This is a genomic window from Escherichia sp. E14S1, assembly GCF_004211995.1.
Lineage (GTDB): Bacteria > Pseudomonadota > Gammaproteobacteria > Enterobacterales > Enterobacteriaceae > Escherichia.
This window is the reverse complement of record NZ_RHJQ01000002.1, coordinates 255,203-273,202: the sequence shown is the minus strand read 5'-3', so window position 1 is coordinate 273,202 and position 18,000 is coordinate 255,203. Positions and strand designations below refer to the sequence as shown.

At 51.5% G+C, this 18,000-nt stretch carries 16 protein-coding genes; 7 read left to right on the top strand and 9 right to left on the bottom strand.

The genetic code is table 11. The annotated features are described in order from the left end of the window. Positions 1-61: 61 nt before the first annotated feature. Positions 62-1,006 carry an Rpn family recombination-promoting nuclease/putative transposase gene (locus D9734_RS01935; RefSeq protein ID WP_130204967.1) on the bottom strand — a complete coding sequence of 315 codons (945 nt, stop codon included), beginning with the start codon at positions 1,004-1,006 and terminating at the stop codon, positions 62-64. 273 nt (positions 1,007-1,279) lie between these two features. Between D9734_RS01935 and panD the strand changes: the two genes are divergently transcribed. Then, complete coding sequence (gene panD / locus D9734_RS01930; RefSeq protein ID WP_130204965.1) at positions 1,280-1,660, top strand: aspartate 1-decarboxylase; 381 nt, start codon at positions 1,280-1,282, stop codon at positions 1,658-1,660. Between the two features lie 3 nt (positions 1,661-1,663). Here the strand turns inward: panD and D9734_RS01925 are convergent, their stop codons facing one another. The 4 genes from D9734_RS01925 to D9734_RS01910 all read right to left on the bottom strand — a co-directional run bounded on the left by D9734_RS01925 (position 1,664) and on the right by D9734_RS01910 (position 5,185). Next, complete coding sequence (locus tag D9734_RS01925) at positions 1,664-2,890, bottom strand: polysaccharide deacetylase family protein (protein WP_130204963.1); 1,227 nt, start codon at positions 2,888-2,890, stop codon at positions 1,664-1,666. Between the two features lie 56 nt (positions 2,891-2,946). After that, complete coding sequence (locus D9734_RS01920) at positions 2,947-3,387, bottom strand: PTS sugar transporter subunit IIA (RefSeq protein ID WP_130204961.1); 441 nt, start codon at positions 3,385-3,387, stop codon at positions 2,947-2,949. A gap of 104 nt (positions 3,388-3,491) precedes the next feature. After that, a complete protein-coding gene (locus D9734_RS01915; protein WP_064525104.1) occupies positions 3,492-4,262 on the bottom strand; it encodes an ABC transporter permease in 771 nt (256 codons plus the stop codon). Then, the gene (locus D9734_RS01910; RefSeq protein ID WP_000150637.1) at positions 4,259-5,185 is read right to left on the bottom strand and encodes an ABC transporter ATP-binding protein; all 927 of its coding nucleotides are present in this window, start codon (positions 5,183-5,185) and stop codon (positions 4,259-4,261) included. The genes D9734_RS01915 and D9734_RS01910 overlap by 4 nt, the downstream gene beginning before the upstream one ends. Before the next feature lie 108 nt (positions 5,186-5,293). Here D9734_RS01910 and can point away from each other — a divergent pair, with 108 nt between their 5' ends. Then, on the top strand, positions 5,294-5,956 hold the full coding sequence (gene can, locus D9734_RS01905; protein ID WP_130204959.1) for a carbonate dehydratase: 663 nt from the start codon (positions 5,294-5,296) through the stop codon (positions 5,954-5,956). 40 nt (positions 5,957-5,996) lie between these two features. Here the strand turns inward: can and hpt are convergent, their stop codons facing one another. Beyond that, a complete protein-coding gene (hpt, locus tag D9734_RS01900; RefSeq protein ID WP_000683335.1) occupies positions 5,997-6,533 on the bottom strand; it encodes a hypoxanthine phosphoribosyltransferase in 537 nt (178 codons plus the stop codon). A gap of 205 nt (positions 6,534-6,738) precedes the next feature. Between hpt and gcd the strand changes: the two genes are divergently transcribed. Continuing rightward, positions 6,739-9,129, top strand: a complete 2,391-nt coding sequence (gene gcd, locus D9734_RS01895; RefSeq protein WP_130204957.1) for a quinoprotein glucose dehydrogenase — start codon at positions 6,739-6,741, stop codon at positions 9,127-9,129. Positions 9,130-9,175: 46 nt separating this feature from the next. Here gcd and cueO read toward each other — a convergent pair whose 3' ends face one another. After that, a complete protein-coding gene (gene cueO, locus D9734_RS01890) occupies positions 9,176-10,726 on the bottom strand; it encodes a multicopper oxidase CueO (protein WP_130204955.1) in 1,551 nt (516 codons plus the stop codon). Between the two features lie 164 nt (positions 10,727-10,890). Between cueO and D9734_RS01885 the strand changes: the two genes are divergently transcribed. The 3 genes from D9734_RS01885 to speD all read left to right on the top strand — a co-directional run bounded on the left by D9734_RS01885 (position 10,891) and on the right by speD (position 13,020). After that, on the top strand, positions 10,891-11,238 hold the full coding sequence (locus D9734_RS01885; RefSeq protein WP_000846617.1) for a YacC family pilotin-like protein: 348 nt from the start codon (positions 10,891-10,893) through the stop codon (positions 11,236-11,238). A 105-nt stretch (positions 11,239-11,343) separates the two neighbouring features. After that, complete coding sequence (speE, locus tag D9734_RS01880) at positions 11,344-12,210, top strand: polyamine aminopropyltransferase (protein WP_130204953.1); 867 nt, start codon at positions 11,344-11,346, stop codon at positions 12,208-12,210. A gap of 15 nt (positions 12,211-12,225) precedes the next feature. Next, entirely contained in the window at positions 12,226-13,020 is a 795-nt protein-coding gene (gene speD / locus D9734_RS01875; protein WP_000734287.1) for an adenosylmethionine decarboxylase, read from the top strand. A 37-nt stretch (positions 13,021-13,057) separates the two neighbouring features. Here speD and yacL read toward each other — a convergent pair whose 3' ends face one another. Beyond that, on the bottom strand, positions 13,058-13,420 hold the full coding sequence (gene yacL / locus D9734_RS01870) for a protein YacL (RefSeq protein ID WP_000384304.1): 363 nt from the start codon (positions 13,418-13,420) through the stop codon (positions 13,058-13,060). Positions 13,421-13,595: 175 nt separating this feature from the next. Continuing rightward, on the bottom strand, positions 13,596-16,193 hold the full coding sequence (acnB, locus tag D9734_RS01865; protein WP_130204951.1) for a bifunctional aconitate hydratase 2/2-methylisocitrate dehydratase: 2,598 nt from the start codon (positions 16,191-16,193) through the stop codon (positions 13,596-13,598). Positions 16,194-16,547: 354 nt separating this feature from the next. Here acnB and D9734_RS01860 point away from each other — a divergent pair. Beyond that, the coding region (locus D9734_RS01860; protein ID WP_240780529.1) for a DUF3300 domain-containing protein at positions 16,548-18,000 on the top strand (1,453 nt) is incomplete at its 3' end.

The following is an 18,000-nucleotide window of genomic DNA, read 5'->3' as shown; positions in this document are numbered from 1 at the left end:
TGATGGCGCCAGTTATTCATTGCCACGATATTTGTAAGCGATTGTTCATATCGTAGACAACTTAGTTAATCAGCTTATCAAGCTCAGCAAGAGGTAAATTTGCCATCTCTGCAACATCTTCTCGAGACATCCCTTTACTCAAAAGACGCTGGGCGAATTCCTGCCTTTCCTCTTGTCTTGCCTCCTGTCTCCCTTCCTGTCTTCCCAGCTGAATCCCCTTCTCCATCCCTTTCTCAATCCCCTTCTCAATCCCTTTCTCTTCAAACCACTGCGCCAGCGTTATCATAGACTCCCCTCCTATTTCCCTGTCTCTCACCACACCGTAAAACAAATCCGCTTGTTCAGTATGACCGCGTTGCAGCATATAATTTTGCATGGCAACTAACTGACTTCCGCTAGTGTACCCTTCGTCAATCAGCGTGACCAGTTGCTCCAGCAACAACATTAAGTCGCGCTGGCGAATATGTTTTTGCAGCAGTTCGAGAATCGCAATCCGCCGATGTTGCATGATTTCGTCATCCGGTGTGATGGTGATGTCCACCAGCGGGAATGGACTGTTATAGACGCGTCGCGCCAGCTCCGGTGAGTAAAACATATCAAACCAGCACATTGAGAGTGGATAAGGTGTGGCCTCGCCCTGATAAAACAGAATTGGCACCACCAGCGGCAGCTTATCGTGATCCGCCTCCAGATGCCGGTGCATGGCAGCAATCGAATAGCGCATCATGCGAAAGGCCATTTTCTTATCCGGCTTGCTTTGATGCTCAATCACAACGTGCAGATAACCAAGATTGCCCTGCATTTGCACGGAATAGAGCACGTCCGTGCTATGTCCTTTCAGGCTCTCTTCAATGAAACTCCCCGACTCAAGATGCAGCGTGTCGAGATCACACAGTTCGCGTAATTCCACTGGCAAATGTATCTCCAGAAAGTCGCGAGCCGTCTCCGCATGCATTAAAAATTGTTTAAATACCGCGTCATGCGGTGTGGTACTCGGTGCGTCCATCGTCCCTGCCTTCCATGTTGCCCTGTGTGAAGGAAGTATCCAGTCAAGGCGTGCCGTCGTCAGCCACCTCTTTGTTGTTTACCGAGCAGCGTTCAGAGAAATTTCAATTGGTTACAGGCGTTACATGGCAAGCTTCGGCGCGGTACGCAAACTGCTGGTGCAAATGCCACCAGATCAGTAGACACTTATCAAAAATCGGGCAATACTGCGTGAGAATTTCCTCAAAGCAGGCATCGCCTGCTTCGTTAACGACAGGGTAGAAAGGTAGAAGTTATGATTCGCACGATGCTGCAGGGCAAACTCCACCGCGTGAAAGTGACTCATGCGGACCTGCACTATGAAGGTTCTTGCGCCATTGACCAGAATTTTCTTGACGCAGCCGGTATTCTCGAAAACGAAGCCATTGATATCTGGAATGTTACCAACGGCAAGCGTTTCTCCACCTATGCCATCGCGGCAGAACGCGGTTCGAGAATCATTTCTGTCAACGGTGCGGCGGCCCACTGTGCCAGCGTCGGCGATATTGTCATCATCGCCAGCTTCGTCACTATGCCAGATGCAGAAGCCCGTACCTGGCGCCCCAACGTTGCCTACTTTGAAGGCGACAATGAAATGAAACGTACCGCGAAAGCGATTCCGGTACAGGTTGCCTGATAATCACCCCTGCGGCTGGTTACTCACCAGCCGCGACATCGTCTCCAGCGAATCTGTTCTTAAAATATACAGCCGCTTTAATAAATACGGATTATCCCCCGGTTTTACTTTACCTTTCATGGTGGTCACCGCCAGATGAAATCCAGCTTCATTTGCCGCCGTTACCGCTTTGTCATTAAATCCACCAAATGGATACGAAAGATACAAGACTCGAGGATTAAATTGGTTTAGCGCCCGGCGAGAGCGTTCGAAATCAAACAGAATATTATGCTCACTGCGGCTGAGTAATATGGGTCGGCGATAACCATCAACCCGATGTAAAAAATGCGTATGCGACTGGAAATCAAAAACATCGCTGACATCACGCAGTTCAGAAACACTCATAAACTGTAATGACTGCGGATTCCATTTCTGTGGATGACGTTTGATGCGAGAGGTAATAATAAACGCCGTCGCCTTCATGCCATATTGTTTCAGAATGGGATATGCATAACGACTCACTGATTTCAAGCCATCATCAAACGTCAGCACCACCGCGCGAGCCGGAAGATTCATCGAATTACGCAGATACCCTTCCAGTTGATACAAGGTTAACGTGGTATATCCACGATCGCGCAACCAGGTCATCTGGTTATTGAAAGCTCGCACCGACGTCGTGGTCGAAGTATGACGAAAACGGGTGTTCTCTTCATCGCGTAAAATATGATGGTAGGTCAATACAGGAATACCGTTATCCTGCTGCGCATCCAGCGCACTGATATAGGCCAGACGCTCGCCAATACGAATTTGATACCAGGTTTGATTCAGGCGATCTTTTAATTTATTAATAATGGGATAACGCAAATTATCGGCCAACACGCCAAATGGCGCACTACCCGCATCAGGCGCGTTGTATATCGGAGTATCTTTCCATGTAATAAGATTTTGGTTACTCAGTGGCTTATTCAGATCCCCCAGACCATCTTCAACTTTTTGCCGCCCTTGTACAGGTTCCAGATGCCCTTTATCAATATACCCCGTAGCAAAACCAAAATTGAATTCATAATAATCGGCAGCGGTTGGGATGACCGAAATAATCTGCCCGGCGCGAATGTTGCCGACGGTTACCGTTTTGTCGCCAATTTTTCCCCAGATAGCTGCATCCTGAGTGGTTTGCATATAACGCGCGGGAAGCGCTGCGCCGACACCAGATGAAACCAGCAGCAGTAAAAAAATAATCTTTTTAATCATGAGAAAACTACCAGGCGAGAAACAGCGCCGTTAGTGTAGCAAAATCGGAATGCGATTTAATACTCGAACCAATTATGCTTGAGGACAAAGGGGGGATTTTTTTGTTGTTGGTGCCAGAGACTACTGACTTCAGGCCCACCCAGTTCGACAATTCGCTCACGAAACTCCGCGCTGGATAACGTTTCACGGTAGGCCATCATCTGCTCAATTAACGGTAACGTGACACCAGAAATCACTTCGCAACGGGAATGTTTGTGGCTTAATAACGATGCAACACGATAAGGCGCAGCACCTGCAATATCGGTTAAAAAGATAACCCCATCGCCAGAATCTGTTTCATGCAGAGCATCGCACATCATGCGGCTGAGCATATTGGAACTTAATCCGCGCCAGAAATTCACCGCCCGGCACTGGATAAGTGCGCCATGTTTTTTTTCCAGCGCATCCAACATCTCTTGCGCCCGGTCGTCGTGACAGGTAATTACCCAACCTAACATTACCTTCCTCCTTAGCTGAAAATCAGTCTACCCTGACCATTGTTGATAAAGGGTGATAGTCGTCAAAACTCCTCTCCCCCGAATCCAGAGGAGAGGAACTAGCCTTAGCTGCGCAGACCGCGTCCGCGCTGGATCAACGACCAGCAGATCAGATAAAACGCAATAATAAAAATAACCAGCACACCAAAAGTAGTAACCAGCGGCACATCATTAATGCCGAGGAAGCCGTAGCGGAATCCACTGATCATATAAACGATTGGGTTGAGATGCGACAGCCCCTGCCAGAACGGTGGCAACAAGGTCAGTGAGTAAAACACCCCGCCCAAATACGTGAGTGGCGTTAACACAAAGGTTGGTACCAGGCTGATGTCATCAAACGTTTTGGCAAACACCCCATTAAGCAATCCGGCAAGAGAGAACAACACCGCCGTGAGCACCAGCGTTAAAGCGACAAATACCCACGAATGCACCTGAAACGGTACAAAGAACAGCGAAATTGCTGTCACCAGCATACCAACAAGCAGTCCGCGCGCTACGCCACCGCCGACATACCCGGCAATAATGACGTGAGTCGGAACCGGAGCGACCAGCAGTTCTTCAATATTACGCTGGAACTTGGCGCCAAAAAATGATGAAGCGACGTTGGCGTAGGCATTGGTGATCACCGACATCATGATCAGCCCCGGTACGATGAACTGCATGTAGCTGAAGCCATGCATATCGCCAATACGCGAACCAATCAGGTTACCGAAGATGATAAAGTAAAGGGTCATGGTGATAACCGGTGGCACCAGCGTCTGTATCCAGATACGCATAAAGCGATGGATCTCTTTCGCCCAGATGCTTTTTAACGCCACCCAGTAAAGATGCATCATGCGCGATCTCCTTGTTTTTCATTAACCAGTGAAACAAACAACTCTTCCAGACGGTTAGCTTTGTTACGCATACTTAATACCTGAATGCCCTGCTCACTTAACTGCGTGAATACGCTGTTGATCCCCTGCTCACGCAGCACTTCAACTTCCAGCGTCGCGGTATCCACCAGTCGATACTGATAGCCATCGAGTTTCGGTAACGGGCTTTTCGGTGCGAGATCGAGAATAAAGGTTTCTGATTTCAGCTTTGCCAGCAGTGCCTTCATCGAGGTATTTTCCACCAGTTCGCCGTGCTGAATAATGCCGATATTGCGGCACAGCATTTCTGCTTCTTCCAGGTAATGCGTGGTAAGAATGATGGTGGTGCCTTTGTCGTTTAAATCCTTCAAAAAGCCCCACATTGAGCGACGAAGTTCGATATCCACGCCTGCCGTTGGCTCGTCCAGAATCAGCAGTTTAGGTTCATGCATTAACGCACGGGCGATCATTAAACGGCGCTTCATACCGCCAGATAACATACGCGCACGTTCGTTACGTTTTCCCCACAAATCGAGTTGTTTAAGATACTTTTCGCTGCGGATGTACGCTTCTTTGCGCTCTACACCGTAGTACCCCGCCTGATTCACCACAATTTGCTGTACGGTTTCAAACGGGTTGAAGTTAAATTCCTGTGGCACCAGTCCTAACTGACGTTTAGCGTTGACGACATCTTTTTCAAGATCGTAACCAAATACGCTGACCCGCCCGGAGGTTTTATTTACCAGAGAGCTGATAATACCGATAGTGGTTGATTTTCCGGCCCCGTTCGGCCCGAGAAGCGCATAAAAATCACCCGCTTCGACTTGCAAATCTATTCCACGAAGCGCCTGAACGCCGCCTGGATAGGTTTTTTTAAGCTGTTGAAGTTCCAGTGCAATGGTCATAAATTTTTACTTACCTTACGTTCTTACACTTTATCTGTGGTTTAAATCGTCCCGGAGTTGCCCTATATTAGCCAAACGTAATTATTTGGTTACAGGTCGTTAACCTCCATGAAAGACATAGATACACTCATCAGCAATAATGCACTATGGTCAAAAATGCTGGTGGAAGAGGATCCCGGGTTTTTTGAGAAACTGGCACAAGCGCAAAAACCGCGCTTTCTATGGATTGGATGTTCCGACAGTCGCGTTCCTGCAGAACGTTTAACCGGTCTTGAGCCGGGCGAACTCTTTGTTCACCGTAATGTTGCTAACCTGGTCATTCACACCGACCTGAACTGCCTTTCCGTGGTTCAGTATGCAGTGGATGTTCTCGAAGTTGAACACATTATTATCTGTGGCCACTACGGTTGCGGCGGCGTACAAGCCGCAGTTGAAAACCCGGAACTGGGGCTTATCAACAACTGGCTGCTGCACATCCGCGATATCTGGTTCAAACATAGCTCATTGCTCGGCGAAATGCCGCCAGAGCGCCGTCTGGATACCTTGTGTGAACTGAACGTCATGGAACAGGTGTATAACCTGGGCCACTCCACCATTATGCAATCAGCGTGGAAACGCGGGCAGAAAGTGACCATTCACGGCTGGGCCTACGGCATTCACGACGGCTTGCTGCGTGATCTGGATGTTACTGCCACCAACCGCGAAACCCTTGAGCAACGTTACCGTCACGGGATTTCCAACCTCAAGCTGAAACACGCCAACCACAAATAAATATGCTATGCCGGATGCAACACATCCGGCAACTTCACACTTACTCGTCCAGCAGAATCACTTTGCCGATATATGGCAGATGACGGTAACGCTGTGCGTAATCAATGCCGTAACCCACCACAAACTCATCCGGGATCGAGAAACCGATAAATTCTACCGGGACATTCACTTCACGACGGGACGGTTTATCCAGCAGCGTACAAATCGCCAGCGACTTCGGTTCACGCAGGCTTAAGATTTCACGCACTTTCGACAGTGTATTCCCCGAGTCGATGATATCTTCAACAATCAGCACGTCCTTGCCACGGATATCTTCATCCAGATCTTTGAGGATTTTCACATCACGGGTGGTGGACATGCCGCTACCGTAGCTGGAGGCGGTCATAAAATCGACTTCATGAGATACCTGAACTTCACGGCACAGGTCCGCCATAAACATAAATGAGCCACGCAGCAGACCTACCAGCACCATATCGCTGCCGCTGTCTTTGTAACGCTCAGTAATCTGACGACCCAGTTCGGCGATACGCGCTTTAATCTCCGCTTCGGGGATCATTACTTCTACAGTATGTTTCATATCTCTAACCATATGATTTAAAAACAAATCACTTCGCACGGGCGGGATTCAGCACCGCAACAAAGCGCAAGACATGCAGTATACCAGTAAAACTATTCATTCGCGGAATCTGTTAATAAAGCTCAAATTGTGATGACGATCACACATGTTAAAACCTATAATTAATTGCTACTAAAATATTAATGAATTGAAATGGTGTTTCTTTATGGCAATTAACAATCCCGGCTCGCGACGATTACTCGTCACGCTAACCGCCCTATTTGCAGCGCTTTGCGGGCTGTATCTTCTCATTGGCGGAGGCTGGCTGGTCGCCATTGGCGGCTCCTGGTACTACCCTATCGCAGGCCTTGTGATGCTCGGCGTCGCCTGGATGCTGTGGCGCAGTAAACGCGCCGCGCTTTGGCTGTATGCCGCTCTGCTGCTCGGCACCATGATTTGGGGCGTCTGGGAAGTTGGTTTCGACTTCTGGGCGCTGACTCCGCGCAGTGACATTCTGGTCTTCTTCGGCATCTGGCTGATCCTGCCGTTTGTCTGGCGTCGCCTGGTCATTCCTTCTGGCGGCGCAGTTGCTGCGCTGTTAATCGCACTGTTGATTAGCGGCGGTATCCTCACCTGGGCCGGATTTCACGATCCGCAAGAAATCAACGGCACTTTAAGCGTCGATACCACACCAGCAGAAGCCATTTCTCCCGTTGCCGATCAGGACTGGCCTGCCTATGGCCGCAATCAGGAAGGTCAACGCTTTTCACCACTGAAACAAATTAACGCCGATAACGTCCACAACCTGAAAGAAGCCTGGGTATTCCGTACAGGCGATGTGAAACAGCCGAACGATCCGGGCGAAATCACCAATGAAGTGACGCCAATTAAAGTGGGCGACACCCTTTACCTGTGTACCGCTCACCAGCGCCTGTTTGCGCTCGATGCCGCCAGCGGCAAAGAGAAATGGCATTACGATCCTGAGCTGAAAACTAACGAGTCTTTCCAGCACGTAACCTGCCGTGGCGTCTCTTATCATGAAGCCAAAGCAGAAACGGCTTCGCCGGAAGTGATGGCGGATTGCCCGCGTCGTATCATTCTTCCGGTCAATGATGGTCGACTGATTGCGATTAACGCTGAAAACGGCAAACTGTGCGAAACCTTCGCCAATAAAGGCGTGCTCAATCTGCAAAGCAATATGCCGGACACCAAACCGGGTCTGTATGAGCCGACTTCTCCGCCGATTATCACCGATAAAACCATCGTGATGGCCGGTTCAGTTACCGACAACTTCTCAACCCGCGAAACGTCTGGCGTGATCCGTGGTTTTGATGTCAACACCGGGGAGCTGTTATGGGCTTTTGATCCGGGCGCGAAAGATCCGAACGCAATCCCGTCTGACGAGCACACCTTTACCTTTAACTCGCCAAACTCCTGGGCGCCTGCGGCCTATGACGCGAAGCTGGATCTGGTTTATCTGCCGATGGGCGTGACCACACCAGATATCTGGGGCGGTAACCGCACACCGGAACAGGAACGTTATGCCAGCTCGATTCTGGCGCTGAATGCCACCACCGGAAAACTGGCGTGGAGCTACCAGACCGTTCACCACGACCTGTGGGATATGGATCTTCCGGCACAGCCGACGCTCGCGGATATCACCGTCAATGGTCAGAAAGTTCCGGTCATTTATGCTCCGGCGAAAACCGGCAACATTTTTGTGCTCGATCGTCGTAATGGTGAACTGGTGGTTCCGGCCCCGGAAAAACCAGTGCCACAAGGTGCAGCGAAAGGCGATTACGTTACCCCTACTCAACCATTCTCGGAACTGAGCTTCCGTCCGACGAAAGATTTGAGCGGTGCGGATATGTGGGGCGCCACCATGTTTGACCAGCTGGTGTGCCGCGTGATGTTCCACCAGATGCGCTATGAAGGCATTTTCACCCCGCCATCTGAACAGGGTACGCTGGTCTTCCCGGGTAACCTGGGGATGTTCGAATGGGGCGGGATTTCCGTTGATCCGAATCGTGAAGTGGCGATTGCCAACCCAATGGCACTGCCGTTTGTTTCGAAACTGATCCCGCGCGGACCGGGTAATCCGATGGAACAGCCGAAAGATGCCAAAGGTACGGGTACGGAATCCGGCATTCAGCCGCAGTACGGTGTGCCGTATGGCGTCACGCTCAACCCGTTCCTCTCACCGTTTGGTCTGCCATGTAAACAGCCAGCATGGGGTTATATCTCGGCGCTGGATCTGAAAACCAATGAAGTGGTGTGGAAGAAACGTATTGGTACGCCGCAGGACAGCATGCCGTTCCCGATGCCGGTTCCGGTGCCGTTCAATATGGGTATGCCGATGCTGGGCGGGCCTATCTCCACGGCGGGTAACGTGCTGTTTATTGCCGCTACGGCAGATAACTACCTGCGCGCTTACAACATGAGCAACGGTGAAAAACTGTGGCAGGGTCGTTTACCAGCGGGTGGTCAGGCAACGCCGATGACCTACGAAGTGAATGGCAAGCAGTATGTGGTGATCTCCGCAGGCGGTCACGGTTCATTTGGTACAAAAATGGGCGATTATATTGTCGCTTATGCGCTGCCGGATGATGTGAAGTAACCATAATGCCCGGAGAGATCCGGGCATATTTCCGATTACGGTCTTTTTATACCGTAAACCCTAACATCATCCCCGTATCTTCATGCTCCAGCAGATGGCAGTGCGCCATATAAGCATGCTCTTTCGGTGCATCGTGATTAAACTTCACCAGTACTTCGCTGACATTACCTTCTACCTTAACGGTATCTTTCCAGCCTGCGCGATGCGTCGCTGGCGGTTTGCCATTTTCTGACAAGATACGGAACTGCGTGCCGTGAATATGGAACGGATGCAGCATCATGTCACCCACGCCAGAGATAACCCAACGTTCGTACTGCCCTTTCGCCGCCGCAAACATCGGCTTGTTCATATCAAACGCCTGACCGTTGATTTTATTGGCATGGTGGAAATCGAACTTCCCGCCGTGGTTCATATGATTCATATTGCCATGCCCCATATGGCCCATCATCTGGCTGTGATCCATCCCGGCCATCGCCTGATCGCCATATTTCTCCATCAGCATCTGCATCCCCATCATATCGAGCATCGGGTCCATGGAAAGTTGCAGCTTGCGTACCGTCAGCCCTTCCAGCGAAGGTAACGCAGGCAGGCTACTTAACGTATCTGGCAAAGCACCGGAGGCACTAATAGCAATCGGCTGAATCCGCATTACCGGATGCGGCTTATCAAAAGGCGCGATCGCCATCCCCATCTGGCTGACTGGCAACGTCACCAGGTCAAATGGTTTGTTGTCGTTAACCTCCACCAGCACTTCGAAACGCTCGCCCATCAGCACTGGCAGCTCGCTCACCTTCACCGGCTCAGGCAGCAGACCACCATCGCTGGCAATCACATACAGCGGGCGATTGTCGCTGGTGGCGAAATTGAGCGAACGGGCATTACAGCCATTGAGCAAACGCAGGCGCAGCCAACCACGCGGGGCTGCGTGTTGCGGGTAGATTGCACCGTTGGTCAGCAACGTATCACCAAACCAGCCCACGGCGGCGGTCATCACATCCAGTTGATAATCAATCTGTCCGTCGGCGTTAAATTTTTTATCCTGAACGATCACCGGAACATCATCGATACCCCACTGTTTTGGCAGCATTAATTTCAGGATCTCGTCATCTTCAATCACCAACAGACCTGCCAGCCCCATCGCCACCTGACGCCCGGTTTTGCCGTGCTGATGCGGATGGAACCAGCAAGTAGCGGCAGGTTGATCGACGTTCAGCGTCACCGTGCGTTGACCGCCTGGCGGAATAATTCCCTGCGGGCCGCCGTCCACTTCTCCCGGCACTTCCAGCCCGTGCCAGTGCAACGTCGTCTCTTCCGCCAGTTGGTTATTGATATCAACCGTCACGGCTTTACCGCGCTGCAACTTCACCGCAGGCCCTAACAGATTACCGTTATAGCCCCAGGTGGTCGCCGTTTTCCCGGCAAAGGTGGACTGACCTGGCATGATCGATAATCTTATGCGGCCACGAACATCAGAAGTGAGGAGTTCGGGGATCGGCAGTGTTGGACGTTCGGCGGCAAAAACTGTTCGACTCCACAGCGGCAAAGCCGAAGCCACGCCCAGCGCGACGGAATATTTTAAGAAATCACGGCGTTGCATAGTTATTTCCTTATTCTCAAGCAGGCGAAACAAAATCAAACGTTGAGCATAGTCCTTACCCTTACGGGAAGGTCAAGCCGCAGACACAATTTAATCGACAATAATGGTCGTCGCCTCGCTCACAGTGTGCTAACGTTTATCTTCTTTAAGTCCTGGTAGAAGCAATGAAGACGTTTTTCAGAACAGTGTTATTCGGCAGCCTGATGGCCGTTTGCGCAAACAGTTACGCGCTCAGCGAGTCTGAAGCCGAAGATATGGCCGATTTAACGGCAGTTTTTGTTTTTCTGAAGAACGATTGTGGTTACCAAAACTTACCTAATGGGCAAATTCGTCGCGCACTGGTCTTTTTCGCCCAGCAAAACCAGTGGGATCTCAGCAACTACGACACCTTCGACATGAAATCCCTCGGTGAAGACAGCTACCGCGATCTCAGCGGTATCGGTATTCCCGTCGCGAAAAAGTGCAAAGCCCTGGCCCGCGATTCCTTAAGCCTGCTTGCCTACGTCAAATAATCCCTGATACCTTTTTGTAGAAACATTGACCGTGCAACCACGGTCAATGTTAGCTATTATGTTGCGCTCTTTTTTTACGAGTGTTAACAAAGGAGGTATCAACCCATGGCCGAAAATAAACTGTGGCATGAAACGCTACACGACCAGTTTGGGCAGTACTTTGCGGTAGATAACGTTCTGTATCATGAAAAGACCGATCACCAGGATCTGATCATTTTTGAGAACGCCGCATTTGGTCGTGTAATGGCGCTAGATGGTGTAGTACAAACCACCGAGCGCGACGAGTTTATCTATCATGAGATGATGACCCACGTTCCACTACTGGCCCACGGTCACGCGAAACATGTGCTGATTATCGGCGGCGGTGACGGCGCAATGCTGCGTGAAGTGACCCGACATAAAAACGTTGAGTCAATCACGATGGTGGAAATCGACGCGGGCGTGGTGTCGTTCTGCCGTCAGTATTTGCCCAACCATAACGCCGGTAGCTACGACGATCCGCGCTTTAAGCTGGTGATCGACGATGGCGTCAATTTCGTGAATCAAACCAGCCAGACCTTTGATGTCATTATCTCCGACTGCACCGATCCTATCGGCCCCGGCGAAAGTCTGTTCACCTCAGCATTTTATGAAGGCTGCAAACGTTGCCTGAATCCTGGCGGTATCTTCGTCGCACAAAACGGTGTCTGCTTTTTACAGCAGGAAGAGGCCATCGGCAGCCATCGTAAACTCAGCCATTACTTCAGTGATGTTGGCTTTTATCAGGCGGCGATCCCGACCTATTACGGCGGCATCATGACCTTTGCATGGGCGACAGATAACGACGCCTTACGCCATCTCTCAACCGAAATTATTCAGGCGCGTTTTCTCGCCTCTGGCCTGAAATGCCGTTATTACAATCCGGCAGTCCATTCGGCAGCTTTTGCCTTACCTCAGTATCTGCAAGACGCACTGGCTTCACAGGCGCTCTAAGGAGAAGATAAGAAATTGAAAAAACTGAAACTGCATGGCTTTAATAATCTGACCAAAAGTCTGAGTTTTTGTATTTACGATATCTGCTATGCCAAAACTGCCGAAGAACGCGACGGTTATATTGCTTATATCGATGAACTCTATAATGCCAACCGTCTGACCGAAATCCTGTCAGAAACCTGTTCCATTATCGGGGCCAATATTCTTAACATCGCCCGCCAGGATTACGAACCACAAGGTGCCAGCGTCACTATTCTGGTGAGTGAAGAACCGGTCGACCCAAAACTTATCGACAAAACAGAACACCCCGGCCCACTGCCAGAAACGGTCGTTGCCCATCTCGATAAAAGTCATATTTGCGTACATACCTACCCGGAAAGCCATCCTGAAGGCGGTTTATGTACCTTCCGCGCCGATATTGAAGTCTCTACCTGCGGCGTGATTTCCCCGCTGAAGGCACTGAATTACCTGATCCACCAGCTTGAGTCCGATATCGTGACCATTGATTATCGCGTGCGCGGCTTTACCCGCGACATTAACGGTATGAAGCACTTTATCGACCATGAGATTAATTCGATTCAGAACTTTATGTCTGACGATATGAAGGCGCTGTATGACATGGTGGATGTAAACGTCTATCAGGAAAATATCTTCCATACCAAGATGTTGCTTAAAGAGTTCGACCTTAAGCACTACATGTTCCACACCAAACCGGAAGATTTAACCGACAGCGAGCGCCAGGAAATTACCGCTGCGCTGTGGAAAGAAATGCGCGAGATTTATTACGGGCGCAATATGCCTGCCGTTTAACGGCCCTGGCGGAGCACGGAGGCTCCGCCTGATTTACCTACTTCTGCTGCACGAAATTACGGTACGCCGCCACCACCTGAAGAAAATCCTCAACGCCGCACAGCGACAAGCTCTCTTCGTCGTAGTAGTTCATCCCCTCTTCCATTTCATCGCCAGCGAATTCCAGTTGATTGGCGCGAACCATCACCTCTTCGCCGTCCATCCATAGCGTGTACTCATGCCCTGCCCGCTGCCAGGAACGTTCGCTACCTTTGAGCGTGCGCGCGGCGTCTTCCACTTCATCAAGCAAGGCCAGGTTTTCTTTCACCTCTTCATTAAACCAGTGCCCGACCACTTCATGCCCCATGGACATGCGCACCTTTACCACTCCGGTAATATCGCGCAGAAATTCGTAATCCATAGTGTGTTCCTCTGCTCCCGGCAATGCGCCGAAATCGCATTGCGCCATTGATGTAATTATCGCAGCCTTATCGGAGAAAAACAGCGGAGCGACGGTGGTTTAGAGATAAAAAAATGCCCGGGAATCACATTCACCGGGCATTGTGTCGTTTATGCGCAGCGCGTGCGCTTACTTATTAAACCGCAGTCTGGAAAATCACCCCGTCCGCTTTTTCGGTGTACTGAGAAAGCTGGTTGAAGTTCAGATAACGGTAAGTATCAACGGCAGTTTTATCCACCTGCGCAACGTAGGTCTGGTACTCTTCCGGCGTCGGCAGTTTGCCAATCAGCGCCGCAACAGCAGCCAGTTCCGCAGAAGCCAGGAAGACGTTCGCGCCAGTCCCCAGACGGTTCGGGAAGTTACGGGTAGAGGTGGAAACCACCGTCGCACCGTCTGCTACACGCGCCTGGTTACCCATACACAGGGAACAGCCAGGGATCTCGATACGCGCACCACTCTTACCGAAGACGCTGTAGTAGCCTTCTTCTGTCAGCTGCGCGGCGTCCATACGCGTTGGCGGTGCCACCCACAGGCGGGTCGGCAACTGGCCTTTGTGCGCATCCAGCAGTTTACCCGCAGCACGGAAGTGACCGATGTTAGTCATGCAAGAACCGATAAACACTTCGTCGATCTTCTCGCCCTGTACCGCAGACAGCGGACGCGCGTCGTCCGGATCGTTCGGTGCACAGAGGATTGGCTCTTTAATATCCGCCAGATCGATGTCGATCACTGCCGCGTATTCCGCATCTGCATCGGCTTCCAGCAGCTCAGGATTCGCCAGCCATTTTTCCATGCCCTGAATACGGCGTTCCAGAGTACGACGATCGCCGTAACCTTCCGCGATCATCCACTTCAGCAGGACGATGTTGGAGTTCAGGTATTCGATGATCGGTTCTTTGTTCAGCTTGATAGTACAACCAGCGGCAGAACGCTCGGCGGACGCATCGGTCAGCTCAAAGGCCTGCTCAACTTTCAGATCCGGCAGACCTTCAATTTCCAGAATGCGGCCAGAGAAGATGTTTTTCTTACCTTTCTTCTCAACGGTCAGCAGACCTTGTTTGATCGCATACAGAGGAATGGCGTGTACCAGATCGCGCAGGGTGATACCCGGCTGCATCTTGCCTTTGAAGCGCACCAGAACAGATTCCGGCATATCCAGCGGCATTACGCCTGTTGCGGCAGCAAATGCCACCAGACCAGAACCCGCAGGGAAAGAGATGCCGATCGGGAAACGGGTATGGGAGTCACCACCGGTACCGACGGTATCCGGCAGCAGCATACGGTTTAGCCAGGAGTGGATTACGCCGTCACCCGGACGCAGCGACACACCGCCACGGTTCATAATGAAGTCCGGCAGCGTGTGGTGCGTGTTAACGTCAACCGGCTTCGGATATGCCGCTGTGTGACAGAAAGACTGCATCACCAGGTCAGCCGAGAAGCCCAGGCACGCCAGGTCTTTCAGTTCATCACGGGTCATCGGGCCGGTGGTGTCCTGGGAACCTACAGAAGTCATTTTCGGTTCACAGTACGCGCCTGGACGAATACCTTTCACACCACAGGCGCGACCTACCATTTTCTGCGCCAGCGAGAAGCCACGGTCGCTTTCAGCGACATCTTTCGCCTGACGGAACACATCGCTCTGCGGCAGACCAAGTGCTTCACGCGCTTTGGTGGTCAGGCCACGCCCGATAATCAGCGGAATACGACCACCAGCACGCACTTCATCAATCAGCACGTCGGTTTTCAGTTCGAAGGTCGCCAGCAGCTCGTTGGTTTCGTGGTTACGCACTTCGCCTTTGTACGGGTAAACGTCAATCACATCGCCCATATTCAGGTTAGAGACGTCCACTTCAATTGGCAGTGCACCCGCGTCTTCCATCGTGTTAAAGAAGATTGGTGCAATTTTACCGCCGAGGCACAGACCACCGCCGCGTTTGTTCGGCACATGCGGAATATCATCGCCCATAAACCACAGTACGGAGTTAGTGGCGGATTTACGCGAAGAACCCGTACCCACAACGTCACCGACATACGCCAGCGGGAAACCTTTCTGTTGCAGAGCTTCGATTTGCTTGATCGGACCAACAGCGCCTGGCTGGTCTGGCTCAATGCCTTCACGGGCGTTTTTCAGCATCGCCAGCGCGTGCAATGGGATGTCCGGGCGCGACCACGCATCCGGTGCCGGAGAAAGGTCATCGGTGTTGGTTTCGCCAGTTACTTTGAAGACGGTAACGGTCAGTTTTTCAGCCAGCGCCGGGCGATTCAGGAACCATTCGGCATCCGCCCAGGACTGCATTACCTGCTTCGCGTATTTGTTGCCTGCTTTGGCTTTCTCTTCTACGTCATAGAAGTTATCGAACATCAGCAGCGTGTGGGACAGTGCTTTGGCAGCGATCGGTGCCAGTTTGGCATCATCCAGCGCGTCGATCAGCGGATGAATGTTGTAACCACCCTGCATGGTGCCCAGCAGTTCGATGGCTTTTTCCGGAGTCAGCAGTGGGGATTTGGCTTCGCCTTTGGCGACAGCAGCCAGGAAGCCTGCTTTTACATAGGCGGCTTCATCGACGCCAGGGGGAACACGGTTGGTTAACAGATCTAACAGGAATTCTTCTTCGCCCGCGGGCGGGTTTTTCAGCAGCTCTACAAGCGCGGCCATTTGGTTTGCATCCAGGGGTTTGGGCGCAATCCCCTCAGCGGCACGCTCAGCTACGTGCTTACGGTATTCTTCTAGCACGACGGTTCTCCTCGCTCTCATTGTCATAGTGCGGCAGGCGATTCTCTTCACGCTCCTGTGAGACAGCAGTTTGTAGGGTAAATGCCCAGTACCGCAACGGGCAGAATAGCAGGATTTTGACGATGTGTTAATCTGTTTACAAAAAAGCAACATAAAAAAGTGGCTGAATCGTTAAGGATGGTCTAGAGATTGTTTCCCTCCGTAAAAACTTCGTTAATTTGCATTGTGATAATCACCTTTCTCAACGAATCCCAAGATTAGTCAAAATTTAAACTACTGCCTCTTTATACTCGGATTCACAGCACCTGCGGGTGGCAGTTCGCCGACCATTGCGATTTCCTTGAGATCCGAATTATGAAAATGATTTTGCCGTTTAAACCCCATGTGCTGGCGCTAATTTGCAGTGCCGGGCTTTGTGCCGCCTCTGCCGGGCTATATATAAAAAGCCGCACAGTGGAAGCACCTGTGGAAGCGCAATCGACACAACTGGCTGTGTCTGACGCTGCCGCGGTTACGCTTCCTGCAACGGTTTCCGCGCCCCCCGTAACGCCTGCCGTCGTCAAATCTACATTCAGCACTGCACAAATCGATCAATGGGTCGCGCCCGTCGCGCTATATCCCGACGCTCTGCTTTCGCAGGTGCTGATGGCATCGACCTATCCGGCAAATGTCGCCCAGGCCGTGCAGTGGTCGCACGACAACCCGCTCAAGCAAGGTGATGCCGCTATTCAGGCAGTGTCCGACCAGCCGTGGGATGCCAGCGTCAAATCACTTGTGGCTTTTCCGCAATTGATGGCGTTGATGGGGGAAAACCCGCAATGGGTACAAAATCTTGGCGACGCGTTTCTGGCGCAGCCGCAGGATGTGATGGACTCGGTACAACGTTTGCGGCAACTGGCGCAACAAACCGGGTCACTGAAGTCATCAACTGAACAAAAGGTCATCACGACAACGAAAAAAGTCGTACCGGCAAATCAGCCCGCCAGCGCCCCTGTCACACAATCAAATACCGTTTCTACATCCAGCCCCGTCGTCGCTGAACCTGCGCCGACCGTAATAACCATTGAGCCCGCCAATCCGGATGTAGTTTATATTCCCAACTACAACCCAACCGTGGTTTACGGCAGTTGGGCCAATACCGCTTATCCGCCGGTTTACCTGCCGCCGCCAGCCGGAGAACCGTTTGTTGACAGCTTCGTGCGCGGATTTGGCTACAGCATGGGCGTTGCTACCACGTATGCACTATTCAGCAGCATCGACTGGGACGATGACGATCATGACCATCATCATCATGACGATGATGATTATAATCACCACGATGGCGGTCATCGTGACGGTAATGGCTGGCAACACAACGGCGACAACATCAATATCGACGTCAACAATTTCAACCGTATTACTGGTGAGCATCTTACTGACAAGAATATGGCATGGCGGCACAATCCAAACTACCGCGATGGTGTGCCTTATCATGATCAGGATATGGCAAAACGGTTTCACCAAACCGATGTTAAAGGCGGCATGAGTGCCACACAGTTACCTGCCCCAACGCGCGACAGCCAGCGCCAGGCGGCAGCAAGTCAGTTTCAGCAACGAACACACGCAGCACCAGTCACTACGCGAGATACCCAGCGTCAGGCTGCGGCACAGCGGTTTAATGAAGCGGAACACTATGGCAATTATGACGACTTCCGCGAGTTCAGCCGCCACCAACCACTGACCCAGCAGCAAAAGGACACCGCTCGCCAGCGTTATCAGCCTGCCTCGCCTGAGCAGCGCCAGGCGGCCCGCGAGAAAATGCAGACTA

Excerpts from the sequence above, each read along its gene's own strand:
- D9734_RS01935 (WP_130204967.1), bottom strand. The coding sequence starts at position 1,006 with ATGGACGCACCGAGTACCACACCGCATGACGCGGTATTTAAACAATTT.
- panD (WP_130204965.1), top strand. The coding sequence starts at position 1,280 with ATGATTCGCACGATGCTGCAGGGCAAACTCCACCGCGTGAAAGTGACT.
- D9734_RS01925 (WP_130204963.1), bottom strand. The coding sequence starts at position 2,890 with ATGATTAAAAAGATTATTTTTTTACTGCTGCTGGTTTCATCTGGTGTC.
- D9734_RS01920 (WP_130204961.1), bottom strand. The coding sequence starts at position 3,387 with ATGTTAGGTTGGGTAATTACCTGTCACGACGACCGGGCGCAAGAGATG.
- D9734_RS01915 (WP_064525104.1), bottom strand. The coding sequence starts at position 4,262 with ATGATGCATCTTTACTGGGTGGCGTTAAAAAGCATCTGGGCGAAAGAG.
- D9734_RS01910 (WP_000150637.1), bottom strand. The coding sequence starts at position 5,185 with ATGACCATTGCACTGGAACTTCAACAGCTTAAAAAAACCTATCCAGGC.
- can (WP_130204959.1), top strand. The coding sequence starts at position 5,294 with ATGAAAGACATAGATACACTCATCAGCAATAATGCACTATGGTCAAAA.
- hpt (WP_000683335.1), bottom strand. The coding sequence starts at position 6,533 with ATGAAACATACTGTAGAAGTAATGATCCCCGAAGCGGAGATTAAAGCG.
- gcd (WP_130204957.1), top strand. The coding sequence starts at position 6,739 with ATGGCAATTAACAATCCCGGCTCGCGACGATTACTCGTCACGCTAACC.
- cueO (WP_130204955.1), bottom strand. The coding sequence starts at position 10,726 with ATGCAACGCCGTGATTTCTTAAAATATTCCGTCGCGCTGGGCGTGGCT.
- D9734_RS01885 (WP_000846617.1), top strand. The coding sequence starts at position 10,891 with ATGAAGACGTTTTTCAGAACAGTGTTATTCGGCAGCCTGATGGCCGTT.
- speE (WP_130204953.1), top strand. The coding sequence starts at position 11,344 with ATGGCCGAAAATAAACTGTGGCATGAAACGCTACACGACCAGTTTGGG.
- yacL (WP_000384304.1), bottom strand. The coding sequence starts at position 13,420 with ATGGATTACGAATTTCTGCGCGATATTACCGGAGTGGTAAAGGTGCGC.